Genomic DNA, 4112 nt, shown 5'->3' with positions numbered 1-4112 from the left:
CACGGCCGCCGGGACCCGCCGGCTGATGATCGACCTGCCCGGTTCCACCGACCGCTCGGTGCGGCGGATCGTCGGGGTGATCGGCGAGTGCGGGGCGGCCGAACGCGTCTACTACTGCGCGGACACCTCCGCCATGCTGCGGGTGCGCGCCGCCGATCCCTCCGCCGAGATCGCGCTGACCTGGACGACGTCGGCCCCGCCCCGGCCCGCCCTGCTCGACGCGGTCCGGCCGCGCTGGCTGAACTACCGCTTCGGGCTGATGAACCGTGAACTGGCCGCCCGCATCCACGCGGACGGCCTGCTGGTCTCCGTCTGGACGGCCGACACCCGGCGCACGATGCGCCGGCTGATCGGATACGGCGTGGACTCGGTCACCACCAACCGCATCGACGCGCTCCGCGCCGAGCTGGCCGGTCCCCCCGGGCCCGGGGCCGGCCGACGGCCCGACGGCACGGGGCCGTAGACCGCCCGGCCCCGGCCACCGCGGGCCGCACGCCCGGCCCGGTCCGGGGGCTCACGCCGCCTGGGCCGCCTCCAGGCGCCTGATCATCCGGTACACGATGAACAGCGGGATCGCACCGAAGACCCCGAAGGACATGTCGATGACGGACCACCAGAAGGGGATGTCCCGGATCGGACCGCAGATCAGGGCGAGCGGGATGATCCCGGCACAGGCGATCAGCCCGAACTGGACGACCCAGACGTTGCGGACGGGGTCGCGGTAGGGGCCGTAGAAGGCGACCGCGATGACCAGGTGGGCGAAGGCCAGCCAGTCGGTGCCGTAGAGGACGAAGGGGTGGCGCGCGTCGGCCTCGTCCAGGCCGGACCGGACCCGGGTGATCCACTCCGCCAGGGCGGGGAGGTGCTCGGGGACGGGAGAGGCCGAGGACGTCAGAAGGTCCTCGGCCCAGCGGAGTTCGTGCACCAGGGGGAAGGCGGTCAGGCCGCTCAGCACCAGGCAGACAATGAAGAGGACCAACCACACGCGTATGCGCCGCAAGAGGGCTCGCTCGCTCATGCCCGGAGCGTACGCCCGGCATGAACACGTTCAAAAACCGGGTCGGGGGTACGCGGACGGCCCCGGGCGGCAGCCCGGGGCCGTGGGAACGCGGACGGCCTGATCAGCCGTCGAGTGACGTCATGACGTGCTTGACGCGCGTGTAGTCCTCGAAGCCGTACGACGAAAGGTCCTTGCCGTAACCGGACTTCTTGAATCCGCCGTGCGGCATCTCGGCGACGAGGGGGATGTGGGTGTTGATCCACACGCAGCCGAAGTCCAGGCTCCGCGACATGCGCATCGCCCGGGAGTGGTCCTTGGTCCACACCGAGGAGGCCAGGGCGTACTCCACGCCGTTGGCGTACTCCAGGGCCTGGGCCTCGTCGGTGAAGGACTGGACGGTGATGACGGGCCCGAAGACCTCGTGCTGGATGATCTCGTCGTCCTGCTTGAGACCGGAGACGACGGTCGGGGCGTAGAAGTACCCCTTGTCGCCCACCCGGTGGCCGCCGGCCTCGACCCTGGCGTGCGCGGGGAGCCGCTCGATGAAGCCGCTGACCTGCGCCAGCTGGTTCGCGTTGTTGAGCGGGCCGTACAGCACGTCCTCGTCGTCCGGGCTGCCCGTCCTCGTGTCGGCCGCCGCCTTGGCGAGCGCCGTGACGAACTCGTCGTGGATGGACTCGTGGACCAGGACGCGGGTGGCCGCCGTGCAGTCCTGGCCGGCGTTGAAGTAGCCCGCCTCCGAGATGCCGGCGACGGCCTTGGCGATGTCGGTGTCCTCGAAGACGACGACGGGGGCCTTGCCGCCGAGTTCGAGGTGGACGCGCTTGAGGTCCTTGGCCGCCGACTCGGCGACCTGCATGCCGGCCCGCACCGAGCCGGTGATGGAGGCCATCGCCGGGGTGGGGTGCTCCACCATCGCGCGGCCGGTGTCCCGGTCGCCGCACAGGACGTTGAAGACGCCCTTGGGCAGGATCTGCCCGATGATCTCGGCCATCAGCACCGTCGACGCCGGCGTGGTGTCCGAGGGTTTGATGACGACGGTGTTGCCCGCGGCCAGCGCCGGGGCGAACTTCCACACGGCCATCATCATCGGGTAGTTCCACGGAGCGACCTGTGCGCAGACGCCCACCGGCTCGCGGCGGACGATCGAGGTGAGCCCCTCCATGTACTCCCCGGCCGAGCGGCCTTCGAGCATCCGGGCCGCGCCGGCGAAGAACCGGATCTGGTCGACCATCGGCGGGATCTCCTCGGTGCGGGTGAGCCCCAGCGGCTTGCCGGTGTTCTCCGACTCCGCCGCGATGAGGTCCTCCGCCCGCTCCTCGAAGGCGTCCGCGATCCTGAGCAGCGCCCTCTGGCGCTCGGCGGGGGTCACGTCACGCCAGGCGGGGAACGCCGCGGCGGCGGCTTCCATGGCGGCATCGACGTCGGCCCGGCCCGAGAGCGGCGCGGTCGCGTAGACCTCCTCCGTCACCGGGTTGACCACGTCGGTGGTCCGCCCGTCCGCGGCGTCCCGGAACTCTCCGTTGATGTAGTTGCGCAGACGGCGCACCTCGGTGGTCACGGCCACCCCTCCTGTCGGCTGTCCGATGGGTGAGACACCCCCACCCTAGACGGTGGAGCGACGCTTTCGACATACCCGCCCGCCACCACCTACGGATTCAGCGACATCGGGCCCCCCGGACGACGGATTCCTTCGGTCTACGCTTGCCAGACAGACGAGGCGCGGTGCAGAGTGGGTCGGTGGCCAGCCGTAACGCAGACTCCCGGAGCGGACCGTCGACACCGGTCGACGCCCTCTCCCTCGCGATCATCGAACAGCTGCAGGAGGACGGGCGCCGTCCGTACGCCGCGATCGGCAAGGCCGTGGGCCTCTCCGAGGCGGCCGTGCGCCAGCGCGTGCAGAAGCTGCTCGACCAGGGCGTGATGCAGATCGTGGCCGTGACGGACCCGCTCACCGTGGGGCTGATGCGCCAGGCGATGGTCGGCGTCAACGTCGAGGGGGACCTCGAACCGGTGGCCGAGGCCTTGGCGGCCATGAGCGAGTGCGAGTACGTGGTGATGACCGCCGGCTCCTTCGACCTGATGGTGGAGATCGTCTGCGAGGACGACGACCACCTGCTGGAGACGATCAACCGACGCATCCGGGCCATCCCCGGGGTGCGCTCCACCGAGAGCTTCGTCTACCTCAAGCTCAAGAAGCAGACCTACATGTGGGGGACTCGACAGCCGTGAGCAAGGACCTCAGCCGGACCGCGTACGACCACCTGTGGATGCACTTCACCCGCATGTCGGACTACGCGGACGCGCCCGTCCCCACCATCGTGCGTGGCGAGGGCACCTACATCTACGACGACCGCGGCAAGCGCTATCTCGACGGCCTCTCCGGCCTGTTCGTGGTCAACGCCGGGCACGGCCGCCGCGAGCTCGCGGAGACGGCGGCCAGGCAGGCGCAGGAGCTGGCCTTCTTCCCGGTGTGGTCCTACGCCCACCCCAAGGCCGTCGAGCTGGCCGAACGGCTGGCCGGCCACGCCCCCGGCGACCTCGACAAGGTCTTCTTCACCACGGGCGGCGGTGAGGCCGTCGAGACGGCGTGGAAACTGGCGAAGCAGTACTTCAAGCTCACCGGCAAGCCGGCCAAGCACAAGGTCATCTCGCGAGCCGTCGCCTACCACGGCACCCCGCAGGGCGCCCTGTCCATCACCGGGCTGCCCGCCCTCAAGGCCCCGTTCGAGCCGCTGGTCCCGGGTGCGCACAAGGTGGCGAACACCAACATCTACCGGGCCCCGCTCTTCGGCGACGACCCGGAGGCGTTCGGCCGCTGGGCCGCCGACCAGATCGAGCAGCAGATCGTCTTCGAGGGTCCGGAGACCGTCGCCGCGGTCTTCCTGGAGCCCGTGCAGAACGCCGGCGGCTGCTTCCCGCCGCCGCCCGGTTACTTCCGGCGGGTGCGGGAGATCTGCGACCGGCACGACGTGCTGCTCGTGTCCGACGAGGTCATCTGCGCCTTCGGCCGGCTGGGCACCATGTTCGCCTGCGAGAAGTTCGACTACGTACCGGACATGATCACCTGCGCCAAGGGCATGACCTCGGGCCTGTCTCTTATACACATCTC

General features: G+C 70.2%; 5 protein-coding genes. 3 read left to right on the top strand and 2 right to left on the bottom strand.

Features of this window, described 5'->3' with window-relative positions; translation table 11 throughout:
- The coding region (locus tag IH13_RS0133245) for a glycerophosphodiester phosphodiesterase (protein WP_199814923.1) at positions 1–463 on the top strand (463 nt) is incomplete at its 5' end.
- A 51-nt stretch (positions 464–514) separates the two neighbouring features.
- Here the strand turns inward: IH13_RS0133245 and IH13_RS0133240 are convergent.
- Complete coding sequence (locus IH13_RS0133240) at positions 515–1018, bottom strand: hypothetical protein (RefSeq protein ID WP_031090364.1); 504 nt, start codon at positions 1016–1018, stop codon at positions 515–517.
- 103 nt (positions 1019–1121) lie between these two features.
- Positions 1122–2561 (bottom strand): gamma-aminobutyraldehyde dehydrogenase, encoded by a 1440-nt coding sequence (locus tag IH13_RS0133235; RefSeq protein WP_031090362.1) that lies wholly within the window; start codon positions 2559–2561, stop codon positions 1122–1124.
- Positions 2562–2740: 179 nt separating this feature from the next.
- Here IH13_RS0133235 and IH13_RS0133230 point away from each other — a divergent pair, with 179 nt between their 5' ends.
- Positions 2741–3232 (top strand): Lrp/AsnC family transcriptional regulator, encoded by a 492-nt coding sequence (locus IH13_RS0133230; protein ID WP_031090353.1) that lies wholly within the window; start codon positions 2741–2743, stop codon positions 3230–3232.
- On the top strand, positions 3211–4112 hold a 902-nt coding region (locus IH13_RS0133225), incomplete at its 3' end, for an aminotransferase class III-fold pyridoxal phosphate-dependent enzyme (protein WP_199814922.1). The genes IH13_RS0133230 and IH13_RS0133225, both read left to right, overlap by 22 nt.

Origin of the sequence: Streptomyces sp. NRRL WC-3549 (genome assembly GCF_000721935.1) — a bacterium.
Taxonomy (GTDB): domain Bacteria; phylum Actinomycetota; class Actinomycetes; order Streptomycetales; family Streptomycetaceae; genus Streptomyces.
The sequence above is the reverse complement of the archived record's forward strand: the minus strand, read 5'-3'. Positions and strand labels throughout refer to the sequence as shown.

Bases quoted from the DNA above. Each gene is read 5' to 3' on its own strand.
- IH13_RS0133240 (WP_031090364.1), bottom strand. From the start codon at position 1,018: ATGAGCGAGCGAGCCCTCTTGCGGCGCATACGCGTGTGGTTGGTCCTC.